This window comes from Paenibacillus sp. H1-7 (assembly GCF_022354825.1).
In the GTDB taxonomy this organism is placed as follows: domain Bacteria; phylum Bacillota; class Bacilli; order Paenibacillales; family NBRC-103111; genus Paenibacillus_S.
On record NZ_CP031168.1, the window covers coordinates 4,261,044 to 4,284,984 of the forward strand.

Here is a 23,941-nt window from a genome sequence, read left to right on the forward strand (position 1 = left end):
TTATTGAATATGAATTCGCAATCCGGGGCAAGCTTCACTCAATTGCTGTACCTGTGCTTCAATCTTGCCCTTGTCGAAGCTGCCTGCAAACAGCTCAGGCTCCGGCTTGAAAGTAATGCTGGTACCGGTCTCGTTCGACATGCCTACCGTCATAAGTCCGGTTTGTGGGATGCCGAAACGATAATCTTGCCGGTAAATGCCGCCGTCTCTCCTGATTTCCACGCTTAGCGAGCGTGATAACGCATTGACTACCGCGATACTCATTCCTTTGTCCGCACCGGGAGCAAAGAACGATTTCATCGGATCGTTGAACAGATCGAGCTTGGTCATCACGGACTGCACCGAAGGCTGGCCAGTTTGCGGCAGCAAGCGTATCGGGATGCCTCGGCCGTTGTCCGCTACCGTCGCTCCTCCGTCATCATGCAAGTAAATGCCCAATTCCGTGCAGTAGCCCGCACGATGCTCCTGAACCGTATTGCTGACGACCGCCCATAAGAGTTGATGAGGGTCATAGCCTTCCTTCGTGCCTTCGCCCAAGTAGTTTCCCGCCTCATTACGCGCTTCCGTCATGTCGATGTAATCGCTGGTATCGATTAGATCCGATACGGCCGACATGAGCTGCAAAACCGGAAACCGGCGGTGAGCCGGAATCGTATAGCGGCCGCCTCGTTCTTCCTGCTTCAGCAAATCCGCACCCGTTAACGCCTTCAAGTGGTGGTACAGCTGGCCTGTCGTCCCCATATTCAAACGTTCCACCAGCTCAGTACCCGTAAACGGCTCGTTCCATACCTCAAGAAGTAAATCCAGACGCTGCTTGTGCCCAAGCGCAGACAGAACCTTCGCCGCCTTCGCTCTGTTAAGGTCCAGCAGCTCTGCGGATCCTTTCTCCTGCGGCTCGAGCCGTACCGTATGATTACCGGTACGGTAATACCCGGAGACATATATAGCGCATGAATCCGTGCCGCCCCCTTGAACAACCAATTCATTATCCGAACGATCTGCTCCCGGTACCACAGCGGGAATCTCGTCCTTACCCGCCAATGCTCGAACCATGCTCTCGATCGCTGCCATCTGTGTTCTCAATGCATCCAACTCAGCACCATAGTCACGCGTCATTTAAACCACACTCCTTAATAGAATGATTGAAACACGCCGGAGCTATTATTAAATTACGTAATTACGTGTTTACATATATTATATCGCAGATCCAATTGGTTGTAAATGGAACATGTGATTCGTCCAATTTAGTTTTCAAATCGGTTATAAGCTTATACGAATCTACCATTTATGCATAATATAGTAATACATGGAATTATAGCAAATAGGTTTCATAGGAACATCGCCATCCATGTATGCAAACGAAAGGAGAGAGAACAATGGCACGGAAATCGATTCGAGAGCTTCAGAACGGTTACTCGGATAACCGATTTACCCCTTTGGAAATAACGAAAGCCTACCTGCATCGAATCAAAAAGAAGAAGCCGGATCTGAATTCGTTCATCACCGTTACGAAAGAGAGGGCTGTTCGTGAGGCCAAAATCGTTCAAACGAAAAAAGAGGCAGGGGAACAGACGGGTCTCTTGTTCGGCATTCCTTTGTCCCTCAAAGACAACATTGCAACCAAGGGCATTCGCACTACGAACGGTTCCTCAATTGATTACAATAACATTCCGGATACCCATGCGGACGTGGCTCAAAGCCTGTTAAGTCAAGACTCTATCCTATTAGGCAAAAATAATATGCACGAATATGCGATCGGCATCACATCCAACAACCCGCATTACGGTCCTGTTCATAACCCTTGGAACCCGGAGTATTCACCTGGGGGGTCCAGCGGTGGGTCGGCCGCAGCGGTAGCCGCCGACTTAAGTGCTGCCTCTATAGGAACCGATACGGGAGGCTCGGTTCGGATTCCAGCAGCGTCCTGCGGAGTGATCGGATTGAAGCCGACCTACGGCAAAGTGTCCACCGCCGGAGTAACCTATATTTCGTGGACGCTCGATCATGTAGGACCATTAACCGCGACTATGTCGGATATGGCGATTATGATGGAAGCCATGACGAGCACACCGTACAAGCCTTTCTTGAAAGAAGATATCCGCGGATTGCGGATCGGCGTTCCGACGACTTATTTTAACGAGCACATTGAGACGGAAACATATAATCTCTACCTGCATGCATTGTATGCATTGGAAAATCTGGGAGCTGTTTTGATCGATACAGGTGTATCCTTCATCGATGGCAATCAAGATGTTACCTTTACGATCGCAGGCGCAGAAGCCGTGTATGAGCATAGAGCTCGAATGGAATGCTGTCTGGATCAGTATGGAGCGGACGTAAGAGCTTTCCTGGAAATGTCCCAACATATTTCGGCTCTCCAGTACATCGAAGCTCTGAAGAAGAAAGAGCAATATGTGCAAAACTTCGCCCGCCTCTTCCGTGAAAGAATCGATGTGCTGGCTACTCCGACGATTCCAATAGCGGCGAGGAAGATCGGAGTGGAGGAGGTACAGTTCGGATCGTACACCGAATCGATCTTTAACGCCATGACCCGCTATACCGGCATTTTCAATCTGGCAGGAGTTCCGGCCTTATCCATTCCGTGCGGGATTACAAGCGAGGGCTTGCCTGTAGGCCTGCAGCTGGCAGCAGGTCACGGAAGAGAGGATTTGCTCATCCGTACAGGCTACGCTTATGAACAGAGCCATCTGAGTGATTTTTACAAGAAAAGGGATGAAATCTGCGCCGGTTATTAACCGGCGTTTCTTTTATAGACGGAACATATCACATACAGGTATCAAAGGGCGGGAGGTGATCAAGTTTCAGCTCCAAGATCATTGGACAATCATGTTTGTATGCGTTTACCCGAGGAGTATTTGGAGCATCTGTACTTTCAAAAATCGCTTGATATGGTTGATGACAAACACAAGCAAGCCGGCTCTGCTCCCAACATTTCACCGAATCATGGCAAAGCGAAGCCCTTATTGTATAAAAGCTTTGACGGGTATTTGGCCGGCAATAAAGACGTCAATACAGCTCTCAGGGAGGGGAAAAAAATAGTAATAAAGCGCTGCTCCAACCGTAAGGCGCATCTAGGCAATCTCCGCAGCTTGCGGAGATTTTTTTATTGCCGGATACGTGAATCAGATTAGGATTAGGGAGACCAGCAGCAACAATAGCAATCGATAAGAAACCGCGGTATGAGGGGCATGCTAGAATAGGAACAGATCTGAAGGGGGAAGAAGAAATAAAGAGTCTTATGTACAGATAGGAGAAATCGAGAGGAGAGAACCATGGACAATCCAATCCGTTCCAACGAAAATGGAGGGACCTTCGGGAGCAGGAGCAACTTTCTGGTCGTGATGATCATGATACTCGGCGTATTCGTAGCCATTCTGAATGAAACGCTTCTGAACGTAGCTCTATCCAAAATTATGGCGGACATCGGGATCGCCCCAAGCACCGCGCAATGGCTGACAACCGGCTATTTGCTTGTTATCGGTGTATTGATTCCCGTCACTGCCTTTTTAATTCAACGTTTCACAACACGAGCTTTGTTTCTATCCGCGATGGGATTATTTACGGTCGGCACATTTATTGCCGCTATTGCGCCGGGATTCGCCGCTTTGCTGTTAGGCAGAGTGCTTCAGGCTGCAGGAACCGGAATTCTGTTTCCTTTGCTGACTAACGTCGTGTTTGCGATAGTAGCCATTGAAAAGAGAGGCTCGGCCATGGGGACGATCGGTATCGTCATTACCTTCGCTCCCGCCATAGGACCTACCTTGTCCGGAATTATCGTCGAGCATTTCAGCTGGCGTGTCCTGTTCTACAGCGTTCTTCCGATCACGCTTCTTGTCGTCGTCATTGCTTTCATGAAGCTGAAAAATGTGACGGAGACGACAAAACCGAAAGTGGATGTGCTGTCTCTGGCGCTCTCAACTCTTGGATTCGGGGGTATTGTGTACGGCTTCAGCAGTGCAGGCGAAGGCCATGGAGGATGGACGAGCGGCAAAGTGCTGATCCCTATCGTTATCGGTGTCATAGCTCTAGCCTTGTTCACATGGAGACAGCTGACGATTTCACAGCCGCTCCTCGATTTGAGGACATTTAAGTACAACATATTCAGAATGTCGACCATGATTATGATGATTGTCATGATGGCGATGTTCTCGGCCATGATGCTGCTGCCTATATTCCTGCAAAATGCATTGGGCTACACACCTCTTCAAGCAGGCTTGCTTATGCTGCCGGGAGGCGTTGTGATGGGTATCATGTCGCCGATTACAGGTCGGCTCTTCGATAAATTCGGCGCCAAATGGCTGGCGATTGTCGGCTTGACACTGATTGGCAACACGCTCTGGCAATTTGCCTTTTTTACGGCTTCCACCTCGTACAGCACGATTGTTGTTTTGAACACGTTATTGATGCTGGGCATATCGATGCTCATGATGCCGGTCATGACCAACGCGCTGAACGAGCTGCCGCCGCCGTTATATCCGCACGGAACAGCTGTAATCAGCACGCTTCAGCAGGTAGCCGGAGCCGTAGGAACTGCCTTGCTGGTGACGATTATGACGAACAGCTCCGAGCAATATGCGGCACAAGCCTCGAGCACAATGGATCCGTCACAGCTGAAGATTCTTGCTTTGATCGCCGGGATGAAGAGCGCCTTCCTGCTGGCGTTCGGACTCGTTGCTCTAGCGTGGATCACTTCATTCTTCCTGAAGCGCTCGGTACCGCAGGAAGGGGACATGGAAGGGCAGCGGGCTTCGGTGCATTAATTCGACATAGAGAAGCATGCGATCGTGGGTGGAGAGACGCTAAGTCCTACGTAATCCATAAGCCCGTTCGTGCCGTAGTATAGTTGAATAGAACTACAATGAAACAAGCGAAGTCGGACCGGCCAGGTCCAGCTTCGCTTCTTGATGTTATGTGTCAATCTCTGCCGGCTTCGTACAGCTTTTGTGCGATCTGCTTCGGATCGGTTTGCGATGTGGAGAAGTGATCTCCCCGCCCTTTGATAAGGCGGAATATTCCGAGCCGACTGGACATATGGGGATGCCAGCCATAGCCTTCAGCTTGAGGGACAGCAGTGTCCTCCGTTAAATACACATAACTTCTCGGTACCGTAAGACTGTAGAACTTTTTTAAATCCAGCTTTTCAAAGAGCGGCTTGGCCGGCTCCGGTGTGATTTTATTATACATCTGCTGGACGAAGCTGAGCGGCGCCAAATTGGCAAATGTTTCACGAAAGAGCGGAAAGGGCAGCATAATGGTATCGTCACTCGACATTTTTCTTAGCTGTTCGAAGCCTTGAAGCGCCGATGGCGGGAATTGATCGGACACCGATGCTCCGTCCTGAAGCACAAAGGCGTTCCAAAATACGAGCCGCTTGATGCGATCCGGGATTTGCTCCGCGACTTTCTGAACCAGGCTCCCGCCGAAGCTGTGGCCTACCAGTACGATATTACGTAAATTTCTCGATGTAATATAGTCTACGATAGCCTTCGTCATCATGGCATGCGTGACCGATTTATTGGTGTCCGCACCGTGTCCCGGATATTCGGGAGCATAGACCGTATGTCCTTTTTTCTTGAGTTCGGCGGCAATGGGGTTCCAAAAGCTCGAGTCGGCCCACGACCCGTGTATCAGGACAAACGTTAACGGCTGCTGCTGCTCTCTTGACGCCGCCTCATCACGCTGCTCCTCTTGAGGTGATGTCCAATAGGGGAAAGAAGAGGGGTATCCTTGCAGCCAACGTGTATCCACGGGATAAGATCGAACTGGATAATAAAACCTATAAGGGGTTTGATTATGCATATTTTCGTTCCTTTCGATGCTGAATTCTGATAATGTACTGTATGCCCAAGGATTGCTATAGGTTCTAGCCTAGAGTGTACAATGGAGGAAATCACATCTCCGGATATCGTGCCGGCTGCAACGCGAAATCGTTCTATTGCCTCCTATAAATCTCACGACTTTGTTCCATGCATCTCTAGAAAACGTTCATTACCGGCTGGGAGCCCGGATGTTATATTGATGAAGCGAGAAACAATCGACACAATCATTGGAGGGGTTATCCATGATAAAGAAACAGACGATGGCGTTATTGACGGTCATTGCAGTATGTACGGCGGCATCGGGGTGCTCAACGGGCACAGCGCCGGCGGAAGGAACGACAAGCCCGGCAGGCAGTACCGGGGCGAATTCGAACAAGACTGGGGAAAAAATCGTACTTACGATGTGGGGCGGCGTACCTGCAGAATCCGGTCCTCAAGCGGTCGTTGACGCGTGGAATGCCAAGAACCCGGATATTCAGGTTAAATACGAGCGATTCGTCAACGACGACGCGGGCAATATGAAGCTCGACACGGCATTGGCTACGGACCAGGGCGTTGACTTGTTCGTCAATTATTCCCAGACGCAGCTTCAACGGCGTATCGACGCCGGCTTTACATTAGATCTCGGAACCTTCACGGATTATAACATCGACGAGAAGATCAATGGAGCAGGAGAGTGGAAAATCAATTCCAAGTATTACGCAATGCCTACAAGTAAAAGCCAGTTTTTCGTCTGGTTCAACAAAGAAATGCTCGATCAGGCGGGGCTAAAAATACCGGAGTCTTGGACATGGCAAGAGATGAAGACCTATGCGGAGAAGCTGAAAAGCGATAAACGGTATGGATTGGTCCAGCATTTGGAGCCTTTCCCCGATCCGTTGGACTCGGTCTCGGTCAAGTACGGTTATACGAAGCCGGACGGCAGCTCCAACATGGATCACGCCCTGTACGGCCAGTGGCTCGAAACGTTGAAATCGATGATGCAGGATGGCAGGACGACCGTTCCTTATGCCGAGCAAGTAACTTCGAAAATGCCTGTCGATACGGTATTTCTGAAGGGAGAAGCGGCGATGCTGAACGCCGGTACGTGGATATTCCGCAGCTCGAACAATATGAAGGATAATCCGAGATCGTTCAAAATCGCCTTTGCTCCCGTACCCCGGTTAGCCGAGAAGGCGGAGGATTTCGTTACGCGGGGCGGTACCGGCGACGCCATATCTATTAATGCCAAGTCCAAGAATAGGGAGGCGGCCTGGAAATTCCTGAAATGGTATGCGGACGGAGGCATGCTCCCGATGGTACCGGGCGGAAGGTTCCCTGCTTCCAAAGCGGTGAATGCAGATGAAACGATAAAATTGCTGCTGGGCGACAATGCCGCGACATACGACCAGGAATCTCTCAAAAAAGTCCTGTTCCAGAATATACCGACTTATACGCGTTCGCTGCCGAAGCAGGTGCTCGATCTGCGCCAGGAAGAATATGAGAGCTTCTTCACCGGCAAGAAGGATCTGAAAGCGACTCTCGACGCGATAGCCAAACGTCATAATGATTACTTGAAGCAGAACAAAAAATAATTCCGGCCGCAGGGGAGTACGGAAGCTAATGCTTGGCGGAAGGACGGGAAGCTGGCTTCAGTTCCAGTTGTCTTTGATGGCCGGTGCGGCTCCCGCTTCCCCTGCGAACCGAATGATGGGAGCGATACGTTATGCGCAGAAGGCAGCAGTGGATCGGCTATGCTTTCATCATGCCGAATTTGATCGGCGTGCTCCTGTTCTTCATCATCCCTGCCTTGTTTTCAGCGGTGCTGATGTTCACGGATTGGAAGTTCACGAGTCCAACGTTTCATTTCGTAGGATGGGATAACATCCTGCGGTTGTTCCATGACGAGCTGTTTTATATTTCGTTGAAAAATACGGCGTTGTTTCTTGCCAGCGTCCCTGTATCGGTAGCATTGGCATTCGTCGTAGCGGTCATTTTGAACCGGTCGGTATATTTGAAGACGCTGCTGCGTGCCCTGTACTTCATGCCCTATATTACGAGCGGCGTTGCTGTCGCCTTCGTATGGATGCTGCTGTTTCAGCCCAAGCAGGGCCCGATTAACGGCATGCTGGCCAGTCTGGGCATAGCTCAGCCAGGCTGGCTGACTTCACCCGATTCAGTAATGGCCGCGATCGATATCATATGGATCTGGTTCATGCTGGGCTATAATATGATCATTTATTTGGCCGCGCTGCAAGAAATTTCCCCGGAGCTGCTCGAGGCCGCCAAGATGGACGGCGCTTCCGTCAGACAGACTGTGTTCCGCATTATGCTGCCGCTAGTGAGCCCCACTACGTTCATGCTGATCGTAACCGGACTCATTATGACGATCAAGACGTTCGGAATCATCGAGGCATTGACGCAGGGAGGGCCCGGCAACAGCTCGCTCATCATGTCCTTATATGTGTACAAGACCGCATTCCGGTATTACGAGATGGGCTATGCTTCTACGGTGTCCTGGGCGTTATTCGCAGTCATTCTGGTCATTACGGCCATTCAATGGATCGGACAAAAGAAATGGGTACATTACTAATTGCACATTATGGAAGTGGAAAAACAGGGAGGTGATGCATCATGTTGAGCAAAACCGGTTATGCCGCCCCGGAACGACAGCCTACAGCCGCAGCCTTGAAGAAGGAGACGATATCACGGCTGCAAAAAGGCGCGGTCACGTTAATCATGCTCTTCTTCGCGGTAGCTATGGTGCTGCCGTTCGTATGGATGATCTCCACCTCGTTCAAAACGCCGGGTGAAGTATTCGAATATCCAATTCAATGGATTCCTGCGCATCCCGTATGGGAGCATCATGTGAAAATATGGACCGGAGCGAGCAGCTTCGTGCCGTATTATCTTAATTCTCTCAAAGTCTCACTGCTAAGCATGGCGGGCGCAACGTTCTTGTCCGCTCTGGCGGCCTACGGCTTTACGAAAGTCGATTTCAAGGGAAGAGATACGCTATTCCTAATCTACATCGCTATGATGATGGTCCCGCCGCAAGTCTTGTTCGTTCCCAAGTTCATTATATTCAAATGGATGGGCATCTTTAACACGCATTGGGCACTTATTCTTCCAGGTATGATTACGATCTTCGGCGTATTTATGATGAGACAATTTTTCATCACCATTCCGAAGGAGATTTCCGAATCCGCTTTTATCGATGGAGCCGGTCATCTGCGCATTTTCACACAAATTATGCTGCCGCTTGCGAAGCCGGCATTGGCTACGCTTGCCATCATTGATTTCTCGTGGCATTGGAATGACTTTGAGAATGCGCTTGTTTTTCTAATCAACCGGGAGTTGTATACCGTTCCTCTCGGGTTGCAAAATTTCATTCTGGAATTCAACGTCGATTACAACGGAATGATGGCTGCGGCATCCGCCGGAATTTTGCCGATGCTGATCGTTTTCTTGATCGGCCAACGCTTTATCATTCAAGGATTATCCAGTACCGCAGTCAAAGGATAAATACGAACTCATGAGCACAGCCTTCGGTAATGAAGGCTTTTTTTTTTTACGTGGACGTCCGACCTGGTTGTGTATTAAGCTGAAAGAGTAAGCGAAGTCGGATCCATGCACAGTGGAGAGGGGAAGATCGTACGCAATGCGGAAATCCGCTATCATCCTGAAGCTAAAGCCGTCCCATTGGCTGCCCAAAACACTGAAAAACCGATTGTTTATGGCGTTTGTTCTGCTCATTTTGCTTCCTCATGCTTGCTTGAATTTGTACAATTTCAACCGGGTAGAAGGAGTGCTGCGCAAGCAGACGGCCGACCAGAATCTCGATCAAATGCTCACGATGAACAAGTCGTTGGAGGATTTTCTGAATGTCGTATACAAAACGGTCATCTTGATGGAGCAGGATACCTCGACAGCGGCCGTGCTGCAAAATCCCGACGCATTCGATAGCCTGCAGCGGGTGCGTCTCATTGACACGAAGTTCAAGTCGATTATGAACAGCCTGTTCATCAGCCTGTCGCCGGTCTATTACACGATTGCCGACTTCTCAGGAAATGTATACGCTTCCTACCAGCCTCTCGAGAGCTTGTCCTATTCACGAATGACTCAGGAAGACTGGTATGCCAAAGCTCTTGAGCGGCCTAACGTATTCTCTTGGAGCTGGGAGACGAACTACACGAGCCGCGATGTCTCGCGCAGCCCACAGCTATTGACCTACGCAACGGCGCTCAAAAACCAGAACAATACCACCTACGCCGCTATCCGGGTCAGTGTCGATGTGAACGAATGGTTTCGTCTCGCCACCCAATTTTCCGAGGAAACCTACTTGCTGCTGGATCAGCAGGGGATCATTCTCGCCGATAACAAAACAGGCCGAACCGAGGGGACGGAGAAGCTTGCCGATTTGCCGGTGCTTGGGGATAAAGGCTACTATGTGTCGGGGAATTACTTGAATATTTATTCCAAGCTGCCGCGGTTGGATAAACATCTCGTCAAGCAAGTCCCGCTAGACATTATTTATGCGGAAATCGATCGATTGAAGAGATCGTTTTTCATCGTGTCGGTATCCTTGACGTTAGCTTTTATTACTATCACGCTGCTTATTTCTTCGACGATAACGAAACCGCTGCACCATTTGCAGCGGAGGATGGCCGATGCCGTCAACAAACGGTTTCGCGTTCAGCTGCCCGAGGGCAACCGGCAGGGAGAGGTGCTTCAGCTGACCCGTGCTTTTAATCAAATGATGGCGGATATGGAAGAGCTGGTACAGCGTCTTAAGGAGGAGGAGCGGAAGAAGGAAGCGGTCCGGTTTCAAGTGCTCCTCTCGCAAACGAATCCGCATTTTCTTCTAAATACGCTTAACACGATCAAATGGCTGGCTCTTGTCGAGAAGCAGCCGGATATCGCGGAAATTTGCGTAAGTTTGGGCAAGCTGCTCGAGGCGGGTCTGAATTCCGAGCTGGAGTTGATCCACGTACGCGATGAGCTGCACCTTGTGGAGTCTTATGTGCAGATCCAGAGCTTCCGGTATAAGCAATTGTTCGCGGTTCGTTATGAAGCGGAGCCAGGGCTGGAATATGCGTTGATTCCCAAGCTGAGCTTGCAGCCTTTGGTCGAAAACAGCATCCAGCACGGTTTGATGGAGCTTGCAGGTAACGGTCTTATCACTGTTAGGGCCTATGTGCGGAACGGCAAGCTGAACCTGGAGGTGGAGGATAATGGAGCGGGAATGAAGGACATAAGTCAACCGGGACGGACAAGACCGGGAATTGGGATCAGCAACTTGAGAGAACGTCTCGAGCTGTTGTTCAAGGGCCGCTCCGGGATGGAGATCGTGTCTCTGGAGCAAGGGACGCTCGTACGGTTCGAGCTGCCTCTGCTGCTGTCGAAGCCTTACCATGAACAGTCGGGCTTGAATGCAGAGCTGCACCTTCTTGGAGATTCACCGTGAGCCTGCGAGAAAATGTTCTATTCTTCCGGCACCGACTGCGGAGATTCTGTATTTTGTTCTATTGTTAGCAGGAAAATGGATATGTTCGAGCTGTATATCTTCATGATACGATGTAAGAAATCGGGGGGAATGCCTGAAATCAGTGTGCGGGAATCGTGGTATCAAGTCGTTGTTTAGGAGGCGGGAAATGTGTGGACCGTGTTGCTGGTGGAGGATGAGGTGTTCGTTCGTGAATCGGTCCGGCGGATCGTCGATTGGCACAGTCTTGGGTTCGATGTAATTGGGGAAGCGGGGAACGGCGAGGAGGCGCTGAGTTGGATTGAACAGCATCGTCCAGATCTCGTGATATGCGATATCCTGATGCCCAAGATGAACGGCGTAGAAGTATTGAAGCGTGTCAGGGAGGCGGAGATAGGGAGCCGTTTTATTATGCTGTCCTGCCTTAGCGATTTTGAATATGTACGGCAAGCCATGGAGTATGGCGCCTCCAATTATATCCTCAAGCTGTCGATGAATGTGCAATCTCTTGTAGAAGCTTTGATAAAAGTAGACGCCGACTTGCGGAAACGTCACAAGCCTGGAGATGAGGCGGTGGCCCGGCAGCCTGCAGGTACACTGGAGAAGATGGAAGCGTCGGCGCTGCTGCCGGAAGAAACCGGGCATAAGGAAGTCGACAAGCTGATCCGATATATGAAAGATCATTATCATCAAATGATTTCCCTGAAGATGCTAGCCGAACAAGTATCGATGGATTCGAAATACATCAGCACTTTGTTCAAGAAAAAGACGGGAACGAACATCATTCAGTATTTGCATCAGCTTCGAATTGAGGAAGCCAGGCAGCGTCTGGAGCAAACGAACCTTTCCGTCTCGGAGATCGGGATGAAGGTCGGATACGAGAACGATAACTATTTTATAAAAATATTCAAACGGTTTACCGGTTTGACTCCTAACACTTATCGGGGTCAGTATCAAAAGTGAGAGGGTTAGCTGCATAGTATGAGGGCTAAGCGTGGAAATCAAAGAAAATCGAAATTTGCTTGAATACTCCGGTGGGGTATGCCTCTCCAGCCGCTGTTGAAACCTGTGAATCTGATTAGAATTAGCGGTATTTTCACAGATTTCAAAGGCGGACGTAAACTCCTCCAAGGTATACCCCACCTACCTATTACAAAAATTTCGAAAAAATAGGTTCCTCAACAGCTTGAGAGTGCTGCATACTATGCGGCTATTGGGGGGGGGAGGTAATAGGGGAGAGGCATTATAATTAACTATATTAATTATTAGTTATATTAAATTGATTGGCGACCTAGTTAGGGTCGTTTTTTTGTGATGAATTTGCGAAATATTGTATATTTTTGGATAGGAGGAATTATTTGGTGATTGTCGAACATAACTAGAATCATTTCAGTGTATGGACATCCGGTTAAGATTAGAAAGGGAGGGGTATGTTTATGAAGCTGATCATCATCTTCGGCCCGCAAGCCGTCGGAAAAATGACCGTTGGACAAGAGCTTGAGAAAATAACGGATTTGAAGCTGTTTCATAATCATATGACGATCGAATTGGTTTCTCCTTTTTTCAGCTATGGCTCTGCAGAAGGCAAGCGGTTGGTCCGAATGTTCCGGCAGGAAATATTCGAAGCGGTAGCCAAGAGTGATCTGGCCGGTCTGATTTTTACTTACGTGTGGGCATTGAATTCGCCACATGACTGGGCGTATATCGAGGAGATCAGCCAACTATTCGAATCCAGAGGAGGAGAGGTTTGTTTCGTAGAGCTGGAAGCGGATGTAGCAGAACGAATCGAGCGGAATAAAAGCCCGCACCGTCTGCTGCATAAGCCTACAAAAAGAGATACCAATTGGTCCGAGCAGGAGCTCATAGCCTCGATGAACAAGCATCGCTTAAATTCTAATGCAGGAGAAATCACCAAGGAACATTATATAAGGATTAATAATTCGAAGCTTAGTCCTGAAGAAGTCGCACAAAGGATAAAGGATCGATTTCAACTGGCTGACAGAATAGAAGGATGAAACAGGATAGGTTGAGTAAAATTAAGCTTTACCTGTTAATGCTGCTTGTCGGTAAGGTATAATACTTTCAACTATACCCGGAGGTGTTCGAATATGAGACGATTCAGTGCTGCTGCATTACAAACAACGACTAGGAATAAGAAGGAACGAACTGACCGGTAGAGGACAAACGAGCTTAGGAATGATGATTCATATTATCGGACTGTCGTGACGTGTCCTTATCTGCCGTATAAGAGTGAGAGAGGCGGACACGACATTGAAGGATTTTCACGCATCACAGGTTTATATGCTGATGAGCTTTATGACGTCGTTAGCAAATGCTACGATGTTTACGACTTACGCCATTTATCAAGTAATAGAGCTAGGACTAAATCCGCTCCAGCTGCTGCTGGTAGGGATGGTATTGGAAGTAACGGTACTGCTGTTTGAAGGAATTACCGGAGTGGTCGCCGACACGTACGGCCGCAAGCGGTCTGTCATCACAGGGATGTTTGTGCTCGGCTTCGGTTTTGTATTGGAAGGAAGCGCCTTATGGCTAGGTCAGGCCAGTCCCATGATCTCGGCATTTATGTGGCTTCTGCTGTCTCAAGTATTCTTTGGCGTAGGCGCTACGTTCATAAGCGGAGCGGATTCCGCTTGGATGGTAGACGAAGTCGGAGAGGACAGTGCGGGTCGCATCTTCATGAGGGCCAGACGTGCCGGTCTGTTCGGCAGTCTAATCGGTATTGTGCTGAGTGTGGGTATTTCGGCATTTTGGGGTGCTAACTTGCCTTATATAATCGGAGGCATACTGTATTTGGCCCTAGGCCTGTTCTTGCTCGTCTATATGAAGGAGACAGCCTTCGTAAAGCCTGATCGTAAAGAGGGAGGCGGACTTTCGTCCCATTGGAAGGAAATGAAGGCTACCTGGTTGTCCGGAGCACAAGTGATCCGCAGCTATCCTGCGCTGATTATGTTTCTTATCGTTACACTATTCAGTGGAGCCGCATCCGAAGGGTATGACCGGTTATGGCAAGCGCATCTCATTCATGAAATTGGTTTTCCCGCCAGCTACTCATTCCCAACCGCTGTATGGTTAGGTATAATTGCGGTTCTATCAACTCTGCTCAGTTTGTTGGTCATGTGGATTGTGGAACGGCGAATCGATATGAGCAACCAGAAGGTTGTTTTTCGTACGATGTTCCTGTTGACGGCTGCTCGGATCGTAGCTATTGTAGCTTTGGCATTTTCGCCCGGCTTTGAGTGGGCGCTGATGTCTGTTTTATTCTTCGAGCTCATTCGCACGATGATGGGCCCGATGTACGAAACATGGCTCAATCTGAATATTGAGAGCAAGTCCCGGGCGACAGTGCTGTCGATGATGAGCCAAACGGATGCGCTTGGGCAAACGGGGGGAGGCCCGTTCATCGGGTGGATTGGAACCCGGTTTACCGTACGAGCGTCGCTAGTTGCTTCAGCGCTGCTTTTTGCTCCCATCTTGTTAGTGTACCGCCGCATGAAGGACGGTCGATAAAAATTACTGCCGCTGGTCCCGTAAGGGCCGGCGGTTTTTTCGTTGCTGCCGCCACAAACAGCGGCTTCAATAATGGTCATTTCCATGGTAAAATAAGTACGCCAAATCCATATTTTGCGCACTTTCTTTTTAAAACGATTGTTTTGCATAGCAATTACCCACCATCAGAGATGATTTACGAGAAAGAGGTACCTCATGCCGCGTAATTTTGACCTGGAACAAGTGTATGCCGAACCCATCCAAGCCTTTGTCGTGTGGATGAAGCAAGCCGGCTATACGGATGCAACCAAAAAGGAATATTTAAGAGAAGTGATGGCTTACCTGGAATCTTTGAATGAAATGCCCGTCCAAGAGGCCGGCAAAATGAATGTCGTTGCCTTTCTCATATCGAAGCAGGAGGGAGCAGGAGATAAAACCCGGAACCGGACTTTGTCCGCGATCCGTTCTTTTTATACCGCACTTATCGACTTTGAGCTGGCCGTGCGGAATCCCGCCAAAGAAATTAAGAAATCCAAGACCGAAAAAAATAAACAACCGGTCTATTTGGAAGAGGATGATTTGAAAAAGACGGTCGATTATATCGACGGGCGTTACCGCGAACGGAATATAGCGATTTTTCTATTAATGTCTTACTGCGGATTACGGGTCGGAGAAATTTATCGCATGAATGTGTCCCATTTTAACAAAATGAAGGGAACGATAGAGGTTTTCGGCAAAGGCCGCAAATGGAATGAAATCCCGCTTCCTCCGACATTGATTCAATATTTGACGGCTGTCGAAAAAGATAGAATGACTCCGAGTCGGCCCAAGGAGGAGGCTTTCTTCGTATCCCAAAAGGGGAGAAGGCTGTCCATCCGCCAAATTCAAAAAATAGCGTCGCAAACGTTCGCGCGGCTGAAGGCGGATAACCCTCATCTGAACGATTTGAAGCTGACGTGCCATAAGCTGAGACACTCGTTCGCAACGATGCTGCTTAACAATCAGGTGGATATTCGGGTTGTAAAAGAGCTGCTCGGCCACGCATCCATTGAAACGACGATGATCTACACCCACGTTAATAATGAGCAGAAAAAGAATGCGATGACAACGATCCAGCTTCCGGATCTTGTATCTTCATAGAGTCCTTGTGATCTGGTTATGGTTCTCGTCACCGATAAGTTATAATAATATACATATCTATATAGAGAGATGATCTGATAGGAGGAAGAGGAACAATGCTGTTTATCGATAATAAGGGGATCACGGATCCGGCTGTCAATCTTGCGCTGGAGGAGTATGTGCTACGCAACGTGCTGCTGGATGAGAGCTGCTTGCTGTTTTATATTAATAAGCCATCCATTATCATTGGCAAAAATCAGAATACAATAGAAGAGATTAATGTCGATTACGTGAAGGAGCACGATATTCAAATCGTACGCCGTTTGTCGGGCGGAGGTGCCGTTTATCATGATTTTGGCAATTTGAATTACAGCATTCTGACCAAGGACGACGGACAATCGTTCCATAACTTCGGGAAGTTTACGAAGCCGGTCATTGATGCCCTTCGCAAAATCGGGGTAGAGGCTGAGCTTACAGGACGCAATGATATTCAAGTCGGCGAACGCAAAATATCGGGCAACGCCCAGTTTTTCTCCAAAGGGCGCATGTACACGCACGGTACGCTGCTGTTCCATTCCGAGCTTGGACAAGTCGCATCGGCGCTGAATGTAAGACCAATGAAGATCCAATCGAAATCAACGAAGTCGGTACGTTCGCGTGTCGCTAACATTTCAGAGTTTTTGGCCGAGCCTATGACGATTGAACAGTTCCGCAACGTCATTCTTGCCGAGGTGTTCCAATGCGATCCCGAGGAGGTTCCCGTCTACCCGATGACGGAGGAAGAGTGGGCTCATGTCCATCGTCTGGCCGATGAGCGCTATCGCAGCTGGGAATGGAACTACGGGCAGTCCCCCAAAAGCAATATCGAAAATGCATTCAAGTTCCCATCGGGCATCATCGACGTTCGTTTGCAGGTTGAAGAGGGAGCTATTCGTCAAATTCGTTTGTTCGGCGACTATTTCGGCGCTTATGACGTTTCCGAGCTCGAAGAGAGGCTCCTTGGAGTGCGTTATGAGGAGGAAGCTTTGCGGTATGCGCTCTCCCAGGTGGACTTGAGCCGATATTTCGGTGCGATTACCGCGGAAGAGCTGCTGGCGTTGTTATTGCTTCGTGAAATTCCGGCAAGGGACTAATGCAGCAATCTATAAGAAACCATGATGTTTGCTATATGCTAAAGTTGTTGTAGCGGGTAACTGCTTGCTGCAATTTATTAAAAAAGGAGCATAACGATGCAAAAAATCACTCCGTTTTTATGGTTCGACGGCAATGCTGAAGAAGCGATGAACTTCTATACGTCCATTTTCAAAAACTCCTCAATCGTAAGTATCCATCGGGCGGGAGGTGACGGCGCAGTAATTACCGGAACGTTTCAACTGAACGGCCAGCAATTTATGGCGCTGAACGGAGGACCTCATTTCACGTTCTCACCGGCTATTTCCTTCTTCGTAGACTGTGAGACGCAGGAAGAAGTGGACGAGCTATGGGAAAAGCTATCCGCCGGCGGAGAACAGGAGAGGTGCGGCTGGGTCAAGGACAAATTCGGAGTTTCCTGGCAGGTTATCCCTTCCATCTTGGGTGAGCTGCTGTATGGACCGGATCCTGTCAAATCGGGGAGAGCAATGCAGGCGATGCTCCAGATGGGTAAGCTCGATATTGAGAAGCTAAAGCAAGCTTATCATGGTTAATGGCATTGATGATTAACGTCATTAAATAGGTGTAGAAGCCTGAGAAATCAGGCTTTTTTTGATTTTTGATGCAAAGGGATGCTATGGGTTCGTGAGTAAACAAACTGCAGGAGTAAGTTGGATTGATTAGGTGTTAGAGGGGAGCGACCGACCGCTTTGCGGTGTCGAAACGTGCGATTGTGAATCGTAAGAGTTGGAAATGTTATAGTAGAGAAATTAAGTTTACATAATATATGTTATGTATATTTGTAATTTGATAATAAATACTTACCGGATTGTAGTAAGTGATAGGAATGGGTTATAAAGTTGGAGATTGGTTGTACTAACTCTATTAATCGTAAAACAGAACTGGGAGATATAAATAGTAATTTGTTTCCAATATTCAGGGAATTATGAAGATTCTGCTGGGAGTTTGTGCCGGATGGCGACCTAAGTATTAACATGATTTTGAAAGTGGGAACAAATTTGTTTACATAATAAATAATATGTCTACTTGTGACTTTTCGACTAATGTGGCCCAAGTGTTAGGTGGGGAAACCATTATTTTGAATCTAGCGGGCAAGTACGATCTTTCCCTGACTCATTCGGACAGGAGATCCGTTATTCGTTCATTTTGGGTTTCTCTTGCGTCTTATCGGACACACGATCCGTTATTGGGCATTTTTACCATTAAAATGCCTGCAATTCAGTTAAATAACGGAACTACGGTCCGATCATGACCCCACTATGCGCATTTTTTCGGAAATAGCGGAACCATAGTCCGATCCGATCATCCTGAAGACCTCAGCTGACATGTAAGTAACTGCGGTAGGATATTGGCGCATTGCTTTACAGTAAGCTGGTGATGTTACTCGAACTGCTTAATATTTCTCATACTTGAGCAATTGTAATCGAAAAAGTCAATCAATTACTTTAGATGGACAGTTTAGTTTACATAACAAATAATATGTTAACTAATTTGCGCGGAATCATAATGATATCATAACAGGTCCTACAGGACTCTCATTTTCGAGGGGTTTCTCCATCATCTTCCCGCAGGCTAAAAAATGTAAGACAAGCTTAGAAATGTGAGGTTGGGTTCGCCTCCATCTAATAACCTACACTAAGCTTGCGCTCGCGGGCACCAGGCTGGTATCGTAATAGGCAAGGAAGGCGGTGCTAACGGGAATGTCCGAACCATTGAAAACCTACAACACAGCGGTCGAAGTGACCCTCGAGGTCATCGGAGGCAAGTGGAAGCCGGTGATATTGTTCCATCTGACTTTCGGCAAAAAGCGGAACGGCGAGCTCATGCAGCTGATGCCTGATGTGACGCAGAAAGTGCTGACACAGCAGCTTCGAGAGCTGGAAGAGGATGGAATTGTCAATCGAATTTCGTACAATCAGGTTCCTCCTAAAGTAGAATATGAGCTAACGGAATACGGAGAGAGCCTGAGGGCGCTCCTTCATCTGATGTGCCGATGGGGAGATACGCATGCCGAACGCGTATTCGGTGACAGTGCCAAAATACTCTCTGGGTCAACCGTTGCGGAACAGGGCTAACATAGGAGGACAAACACCGGTCTCGACCTCACGAAGACCGGTGTTTACGTTGTCACCGACTCATCCTGCGACTCACGGAATGACCTTACGTTGGCGCAAATCCTCGAAGATGTCCAGGAACATCTGCTCTGTGTCCATAAATTCGTGAAAACCGAAGCGGCGAGCTTTGGTGCCGTCGGCAAAGAAATCGTAATCCCAGGAGAATACAAAGTCCCCGAATTTCCAAGAGGATACGTCCTTGTAGCTGTTGTTCTCCAAGCCGTATTTCTCTACCATCAGATTCCATAGCTCTTCTTTATCGGCCATGACTACATCCAATGACATTTGCAGCGGGGGAGCGGTCTCCAATCCGAAATAAGCGGCAATTTTGGGCCACATCTCGTTCCAGCGGAATAGATCGCCATTGGTAATATTGAATGCCTGATTCGCGCACCGCTCATCCGTCGCAGCCCATACTGTAGCTTTGGCCAGCAAGCCGGCATCGGTCATCTCCAGCAGGCTGTTATACGCGCCAGGCTTCCCGGGATAACGGAGCGGCAACCCGAGCTCCTTGGAGATGGAAGCATACATGGCAATAACCATTGCCAAATTCATCGGATTGCCCAGCGCGAATCCGCATACAACCGAAGGACGGATCGCCGACCATGTCCAGCGGCTGCCGATTTGCCTGCGTTCGAGAAACTGCTGCTGATCGACGTTGAACTCCGGCGGCATATGGTATGCGTCGGTTTCCTTTGCCGGCGTTTTGAAAGGGCCAAGATGTGCGCCATATACTTTATAGCCTTGCATCAGGCTGATATGCTGCAGTCCGGGAGCCGAAGGCTCGATCGCATTAACTACATTGACGAGCATGGCCAGATTCGGTGCAACCAGCTCCGCCCAGGTCGGACGATCCTGATAGGCTGCATAGAAAATATGGGTGACTTCCGTTAAGCTGCTCAGCTTCTCCTGTGAATCCTGTTCATCCAACAAGTCTACTGCTACATACCGAACTCGTGCGGTGGACTTTCCACCCCGGCGGGAAACTCCGATAATATTCCAATCGGGAAGCTGCTCCAAATACTCAATCAAATTCCTTCCAATGACTCCATTAGCGCCAACTACCAGTGCGGTTTTATTCAATGCATTATCTCTTGTTTCCATCCGAATCCTCTCCATTTCCTGTGTGATTTCTACTTCATTGTGCAGCATGAAGCTAGGGTTGAACAGTACGCACTTTGAAGTCATATAGGAACCTGGAGGTAATGAAAGAATGCGAAAAGAAAAATAATAGGGAATATTTATTCAGTTTAACCCATCTACGCAGAGATATATGGACTTCTTATCCTTACTTCCTGATATACTAAGAAAAGGACCATGGCTTTACCTGAAGTTGTAAAATAACCTAATAGAGAGAAGGTCGCTGATGAAGTTTCAAGATTATGTCTACGAACGCCCGAATATGGAGCAATTCCGCAGCGAATTTACGTCATTGCTTGAGCGATTCAACGCCGCCTCCACATTGGAGGAGCAGGACACTGCGATGGAAGCGATTAACGCCGCACGTACGAGAGTATCGTCCATGTTTGCCATCGCAAGAATTCGTTATTCCATCAATACCGCAGACGCCGGGTATAAAGCGGAGCAAGACTACATAGACGAGCAGTCGCCGGTGTATCAGGGGCTGATTACAGACTACTATAAGGCGCTGGCCGGCTCTCCGTTCCGTGCGGAGCTGGAAGCGAAGTGGGGGCGGCAATTGTTCGAGACGGCCGAGCTTTCCGTCAAAACCTTTTCACCAGACATTGTCGAAGACCTCAAAGAGGAGAACAAAAAAACCAGCGAATACATAAAGCTCGTAGCTTCGGCCAAAATCGAGTTCGACGGTCAAGAGCGAACGTTATCCCAGCTCGCTCCTTACATGCAATCGACAGATAGAGAGATCCGCAAAAAAGCGACCGATGCGCGATATTCGTTCTACGAAGCGAATGAACAGGCGATCGATGAGATTTACGACCATCTCGTGCATTTGAGGACGCGCATCGCCCGCAAGCTGGGCTACCGCAGCTTCACGCAGCTCGCGTACGACCGGATGGATCGGACGGATTACGGTCCTGAACAGGTCGCCGAATTCCGGAAGCAGGTGATCGAGCACATCGTTCCGGTAGCCTCCGAGCTTAGCGAACGGCGTCGCGTCCGTCTTGGACTCGACTCGCTGCGGTACTATGACGGTCTTTCTTACTTAACCGGCAATCCGACGCCCAAAGGGGACCCTCATTGGATCGTGGAGAAGGCGAGAGCGATGTACGCGGACATGTCGCCGGAGACGGATGAATTTTTCCGGTTCATGCTGGATAACGGCCTGATGGATTTGGAGAGCAAGCCGGGCAAGCGGGTCGGCGGATACTGCTCCTATATTTCAGCGTACAAGGCTCCCTTCATCTTCTCCAACTTCAACGGTACGTCGCACGATGTCGATGTTCTCACGCATGAAGCGGGGCACGCATTCCAGGCGTATATGAGCCGCGGCTTTGCCGTACCGGAATATATTCATCCTACGCTTGACGCTTGTGAGATTCACTCGATGAGCATGGAATTTTTTGCTTGGCCGTGGATTGACTCCTTCTTCGAGCAGGATACGGATAAATATAAGTTCTCTCATCTTAGCGGAGCGATTACCTTCATTCCATATGGTGTCGCGGTTGACGAGTTCCAGCACCGGGTTTATGAGGAGCCGGATATGACGCCTGCACAACGGAAGCAGGTTTGGCGCGAGATCGAGCGCAAATATATCCCGTCTCGCAACTATGACGATATGCCGTTTCTCGACAGAGGGGGCTTCTGGCATCAGCAGCAGCATATATTTAAGAGTCCGTTCTATTATATCGATTACACGCTGGCTCAAATCTGCGCCCTGCAATATTGGAAGTTTGCGAACGACGATCGAACCTCTGCATGGTCGAGCTACTTGAAGCTGTGCCGGGCGGGCGGAAGTCAATCCTTCACTGAGCTTGTAGGGCTCGCCGGCTTGCGCTCTCCCTTTGAGGAAGGGTGCGTTTCTTCCATCATTGGGGATATTCGAGGCTGGTTGAACCAGATCGACGATAAAAATTTGTAATCAGAATAAAGAGGACTTCATTCGAGCGAATAGCCGATGAAGTCCTTTTTTTGATGTTGTACGGATCCTTTGACTTGATATCAGCATAATAGTAAGTTTCCATTGACCCAAAATGACTCCCCAAAGTAATAAATTATGTTAATAATTAATAACATTAAATAACTTCATGGGAAGAAGTAATCTTATATTAAGACTAACTGCTTGAGAGGACATGGTTCAAAACTCCGCGCAGCAAAACGATGCCTGCACGGATTTCATCCGGCTCCATATGCCCGTACCCAAATAGCAGCTTGTTGACATGCGCGCCTTTTCGGATACTGTGATGCTCTACTGGAGTGACACGGATTCCATTATGCAGGAGGTGAGCGGAGATCGCTTCGTCAAAACAGATGCCCGGGAACTCTACCGCCAGATGCAGACCGGCTGCATCTCCCCAGGAAAGCCATGAATCCCCGAAGCATTCCGTCAAGGTAGATAGCAGCGTTTGCCGGCGCTCGCCGTACAGCTTTCTCATTTTTCCGATGTGCCTGTCAAACTTCCTTGTATGCAGCAATTCCGCCAATGCCATTTGCTCGAATGGAGGATTCTGAACATCCGTGTGGGTCCGAAGATATCGCCATCTTGGGTGCAGTGTGGGTGGAAGGATCACATAGCCGATCCGAAGCGCCGGAAACAGCACTTTGCTGAAGGTACCGACATAGATGACTCTGTCGGGATCCATCGCATAGAGCGGGGCAACGGGATCGCCATAATACCGAAACTCACTGTCATAATCATCCTCCACAATGTAACAGCCGGTTTCACGTGCAAACCGAATTAAGGCAGCACGACGGCTTGCCGGCAATATCCCTCCGAGAGGAAATTGATGAGACGGTGTGACATAGACCGCACAGGGATTGGTTCCGGATAAATCATCTGTTTTGAGGCCGTAAGCATCCACGGGAATAGGGGAAAGGGGGTAACCTTTGTTCACAAACGTTTGCAGCATGCCGATGTTGCAAGGATCTTCAATCAGAATGTCCCGCCCTTCCCGGTACAGCAAATCGGCGATCAAATGAAGGGCATGAGTGGCACCGGCGGTTATGAAGATACTCTGCGGATCTACGGCAAGCCCCTTGGAGCGAAACAGCCATGCGGCGATCTCTTCACGCAGCCTTGCCAGTCCTTGAGGTCCGGTATAGCCTAGCAAAGCAGGCTCCATGTCTTGGCATGTCTTTTGCATGATTTGCTGCCAAAGATATCGGGGAAATTGCCGCAGGTCGGGTTGTCCCGTCCTGAAGTCCGCTGCGTAAGAGCGTATTGGCTTTTCCCGCTCCGAGGATGGGTCATCTTGCTTTGATTCCAGGCATAAGCCTTCCGCAACCCGCGTCGGCGCTCCTTGACGGCTTAACACGAAGCCCTCGACAATCAGCATCTCGTAGGCTTCATTCACGGTATTGCGCGACACGTTCAGCTCACCCGCCAGCTCCCTTGTGGAAGGTAAAGCTTCTCCCGCTTCTAATCTCCCGTTCAAGATTTGATCTCTTAACGCTTGATAGATTTGACGCTTTAAGGACATTTCACTTTCTCGATGTAATTGAATTCCCCTCATAAGACCTCCAACTGGATTGCATGAATCCGTGTCGAACTGGTTCTTTTCCCATACCAGTTATTTCCCTATGATTGTAACATAAATTTCTGATTGCGC

Annotated in this window: 18 protein-coding genes; 14 read left to right on the forward strand and 4 right to left on the reverse strand. The window is 48.9% G+C overall.

All coding sequences use genetic code 11. From position 1 onward, the window contains the following. Nucleotides 1-1,116, reverse strand: coding sequence for an ATP-binding protein (locus DVH26_RS18890; RefSeq protein WP_239624068.1), 1,116 nt, complete (start codon nt 1,114-1,116; stop codon nt 1-3). Between the two features lie 260 nt (nt 1,117-1,376). Between DVH26_RS18890 and DVH26_RS18895 the strand changes: the two genes are divergently transcribed. Together DVH26_RS18895 and DVH26_RS18900 are read left to right on the forward strand one after the other, a co-directional pair. Continuing rightward, on the forward strand, nt 1,377-2,756 hold the full coding sequence (locus DVH26_RS18895; RefSeq protein ID WP_239624070.1) for an amidase: 1,380 nt from the start codon (nt 1,377-1,379) through the stop codon (nt 2,754-2,756). 537 nt (nt 2,757-3,293) lie between these two features. Further along, the gene (locus DVH26_RS18900; protein ID WP_239624073.1) at nt 3,294-4,781 is read left to right on the forward strand and encodes a DHA2 family efflux MFS transporter permease subunit; all 1,488 of its coding nucleotides are present in this window, start codon (nt 3,294-3,296) and stop codon (nt 4,779-4,781) included. 154 nt (nt 4,782-4,935) lie between these two features. Here DVH26_RS18900 and DVH26_RS18905 read toward each other — a convergent pair whose 3' ends face one another. Then, nucleotides 4,936-5,769 (reverse strand): alpha/beta fold hydrolase, encoded by an 834-nt coding sequence (locus DVH26_RS18905; protein ID WP_239624075.1) that lies wholly within the window; start codon nt 5,767-5,769, stop codon nt 4,936-4,938. Between the two features lie 313 nt (nt 5,770-6,082). On the opposite strand from DVH26_RS18905, the gene DVH26_RS18910 reads away from it, so the two are divergent. The 11 genes from DVH26_RS18910 (at nt 6,083) to DVH26_RS18960 (ending at nt 19,157) form a co-directional block, all read left to right on the forward strand. Continuing rightward, nucleotides 6,083-7,414, forward strand: coding sequence for an ABC transporter substrate-binding protein (locus DVH26_RS18910; RefSeq protein ID WP_239624078.1), 1,332 nt, complete (start codon nt 6,083-6,085; stop codon nt 7,412-7,414). 131 nt (nt 7,415-7,545) lie between these two features. Next, nucleotides 7,546-8,412, forward strand: coding sequence for a carbohydrate ABC transporter permease (locus DVH26_RS18915; RefSeq protein ID WP_239624081.1), 867 nt, complete (start codon nt 7,546-7,548; stop codon nt 8,410-8,412). A gap of 146 nt (nt 8,413-8,558) precedes the next feature. After that, nucleotides 8,559-9,344: a carbohydrate ABC transporter permease gene (locus DVH26_RS18920; RefSeq protein ID WP_239635425.1), complete on the forward strand. Its 786-nt coding sequence runs from the start codon at nt 8,559-8,561 to the stop codon at nt 9,342-9,344. A gap of 136 nt (nt 9,345-9,480) precedes the next feature. Beyond that, on the forward strand, nt 9,481-11,286 hold the full coding sequence (locus DVH26_RS18925) for a sensor histidine kinase (protein WP_239624084.1): 1,806 nt from the start codon (nt 9,481-9,483) through the stop codon (nt 11,284-11,286). A gap of 189 nt (nt 11,287-11,475) precedes the next feature. Beyond that, nucleotides 11,476-12,267 (forward strand): response regulator, encoded by a 792-nt coding sequence (locus tag DVH26_RS18930; RefSeq protein WP_239624087.1) that lies wholly within the window; start codon nt 11,476-11,478, stop codon nt 12,265-12,267. Nucleotides 12,268-12,740: 473 nt separating this feature from the next. Further along, nucleotides 12,741-13,319: an AAA family ATPase gene (locus DVH26_RS18935; RefSeq protein ID WP_239624089.1), complete on the forward strand. Its 579-nt coding sequence runs from the start codon at nt 12,741-12,743 to the stop codon at nt 13,317-13,319. A gap of 256 nt (nt 13,320-13,575) precedes the next feature. Next, on the forward strand, nt 13,576-14,832 hold the full coding sequence (locus DVH26_RS18940; RefSeq protein ID WP_345773998.1) for an MFS transporter: 1,257 nt from the start codon (nt 13,576-13,578) through the stop codon (nt 14,830-14,832). 195 nt (nt 14,833-15,027) lie between these two features. Continuing rightward, nucleotides 15,028-15,951, forward strand: coding sequence for a tyrosine-type recombinase/integrase (locus DVH26_RS18945; RefSeq protein ID WP_239624091.1), 924 nt, complete (start codon nt 15,028-15,030; stop codon nt 15,949-15,951). Nucleotides 15,952-16,046: 95 nt separating this feature from the next. Further along, a complete protein-coding gene (gene lplA, locus DVH26_RS18950) occupies nt 16,047-17,063 on the forward strand; it encodes a lipoate--protein ligase (protein ID WP_239624094.1) in 1,017 nt (338 codons plus the stop codon). Nucleotides 17,064-17,159: 96 nt separating this feature from the next. Next, nucleotides 17,160-17,615, forward strand: a complete 456-nt coding sequence (locus tag DVH26_RS18955; protein ID WP_239624097.1) for a VOC family protein — start codon at nt 17,160-17,162, stop codon at nt 17,613-17,615. 1,167 nt (nt 17,616-18,782) lie between these two features. Continuing rightward, nucleotides 18,783-19,157, forward strand: coding sequence for a winged helix-turn-helix transcriptional regulator (locus tag DVH26_RS18960; RefSeq protein ID WP_239624100.1), 375 nt, complete (start codon nt 18,783-18,785; stop codon nt 19,155-19,157). Between the two features lie 72 nt (nt 19,158-19,229). On the opposite strand, the gene DVH26_RS18965 is transcribed toward DVH26_RS18960, so the two are convergent. Further along, nucleotides 19,230-20,300 (reverse strand): SDR family oxidoreductase, encoded by a 1,071-nt coding sequence (locus tag DVH26_RS18965; RefSeq protein WP_239624103.1) that lies wholly within the window; start codon nt 20,298-20,300, stop codon nt 19,230-19,232. Nucleotides 20,301-20,562: 262 nt separating this feature from the next. On the opposite strand from DVH26_RS18965, the gene DVH26_RS18970 reads away from it, so the two are divergent. Beyond that, nucleotides 20,563-22,254, forward strand: a complete 1,692-nt coding sequence (locus tag DVH26_RS18970) for a M3 family oligoendopeptidase (protein WP_239624104.1) — start codon at nt 20,563-20,565, stop codon at nt 22,252-22,254. A gap of 193 nt (nt 22,255-22,447) precedes the next feature. On the opposite strand, the gene pdxR is transcribed toward DVH26_RS18970, so the two are convergent. Further along, nucleotides 22,448-23,767 (reverse strand): MocR-like pyridoxine biosynthesis transcription factor PdxR, encoded by a 1,320-nt coding sequence (gene pdxR / locus DVH26_RS18975; protein ID WP_239624108.1) that lies wholly within the window; start codon nt 23,765-23,767, stop codon nt 22,448-22,450. Nucleotides 23,768-23,941: the final 174 nt, after the last annotated feature.